This window comes from Bradyrhizobium sp. P5_C11_2 (assembly GCF_054049755.1).
In genome coordinates this window covers 1-1,555 of record NZ_JBFULT010000956.1, presented here as the reverse complement: position 1 = coordinate 1,555, position 1,555 = coordinate 1, and the positions used below count along the sequence as shown (strand labels likewise).

Annotated in this window: 3 protein-coding genes; 2 read left to right on the top strand and 1 reads right to left on the bottom strand. The window is 57.4% G+C overall.

Annotation, left to right across the window (positions count from 1 at the left end; translation table 11 throughout):
- A partial coding sequence (locus ACXJL8_RS40685; protein WP_456686993.1) for a hypothetical protein occupies positions 1 to 328 on the top strand: 328 nt, incomplete at its 5' end.
- A gap of 124 nt (positions 329 to 452) precedes the next feature.
- Complete coding sequence (locus ACXJL8_RS40680) at positions 453 to 830, top strand: NUDIX hydrolase (RefSeq protein WP_456623631.1); 378 nt, start codon at positions 453 to 455, stop codon at positions 828 to 830.
- A 58-nt stretch (positions 831 to 888) separates the two neighbouring features.
- Here the strand turns inward: ACXJL8_RS40680 and ACXJL8_RS40675 are convergent, their stop codons facing one another.
- Positions 889 to 1,143, bottom strand: a complete 255-nt coding sequence (locus ACXJL8_RS40675) for a PepSY domain-containing protein (RefSeq protein ID WP_456623630.1) — start codon at positions 1,141 to 1,143, stop codon at positions 889 to 891.
- Positions 1,144 to 1,555: the final 412 nt, after the last annotated feature.

Sequence of the window (1,555 nt, the reverse complement as noted above, 5' to 3'; positions counted from 1 at the left end):
GGATGATCGGATCGCGATGCGCGGGCCGAGAAGGAAGATCGGGCGGCAGCGTGATTGTCTGCTTGGCCCCAAGAAGCGGACCAAGCGCAGACAGCACAGTATGTACGCGATGGGCCAACAACCGACATCCGCACGGCCACCCGGGAAAATCTACCCACTGCCGGGACGGGAAATGAAAGGTGTCGCTGGCGACTTTCATCGGCTTGACCACAAGATGATGATGCCAATGACGATCGGAGCCAGTCCAAAGGCCATCGCGACCCAGAACTTCGGCTCTTGGAGGATCTCGAAGATTTCGAGCATGTTGCGTAAGGATAGCGGCACCTGAACACGTGGTCACGACCTGTGGGGCTGCTCCGTGATACTACGGAGGGCGGGCTGGCGCTCATCCATTGCAGGTCGAACCAGCCGGTCTAAACTGGTCCCGATCTGCCAAATCGATTCGAAGAGAAATGGCGAAGTCTTCAAAACTTGTTGTCGCGAAGAAAGGACGCGTGCTCCTGGTCAGACGACGACGCGATAGGCTCTGGATGTTTCCGGGCGGTCGCAAGCGTGCAGGTGAGAGTGAAAGGAAGTGCCTCCGCCGAGAGATCAGGGAAGAACTGCCGAAGCTCAAGCTGGGGCCTATGAAGCTCTGGAAAGAAGTGAAGGCAAAGAATCGTCGGTCCGGTCGCACGATGAGTGACGCGATCTTCTTAGCAAAGAACGCGTCCGGCCCGCTGAAGATCGGCGACAAGAAGGAGATCGACAGGGCAGTCTGGTGCAAGCCACGAGGAATCAGGCTGACGCCGACTTCGCGTTACATTCGGGACAAGTTGTTTCCGAAGTGAATTGTGTCCCCGCAGTCGGCAAGTACAATTGGCAAAACGCCTTGCACGATCTCAAGGGTTAGTCGTCTGGCTTTTCGCGCACGATGACGCCGGTCTTGGGATCGGCATGAAATTCCATCTTCTGTCCGTTCTTGATGCCTTCGCCCTCCCACTGGCCGTCGTCGGCTTCAAGCTTAGTGACCTGGGAATAGCCGGACTCGATAACCTTAGCCTTCACTTGCTCCATCGGCATCCAGTCAGATCCGGGTTGATCGGCGCTTGCTGCTGAGGCCACGGCGAGGGAACCGATAACCAGAATTGTGGCAAGCTTCATTTTGGCCTCCTCTCGTTAGAGCGTTAGCGGCGTTAACGAGAGCGCTGACATGGTTGTTTCCCCTGCCACTTTCGCAATTTCTCGCAAACACAATCACCAAGCTGGCGGTCTTGAGCACTTAGAGCGCGGCGGCCTTCGTGGCTTCCCTTGCTTGCTTGCGGAAAAAAATCCCGCCTCCAAGGGAAACCCAAAAGAGACGGGATTTAAGGCTAAGTCAAAGGGAGGTACTTGCTGGCCAGCGCGTACCCCCGCGCCAAAGCTAGCACAAGAAGGGCACGCGCCACACCCGCTCACCGCTCTCGCGCACGACCAGGTAGAGCCCGCCGCCGTCGGCGTGGGCGCCGGGTTGCTTGGATTTAACTTGGCTCGAATTAAGGGCCATTCTAGCCTTCCCCGCTGCTGACCATTTGCC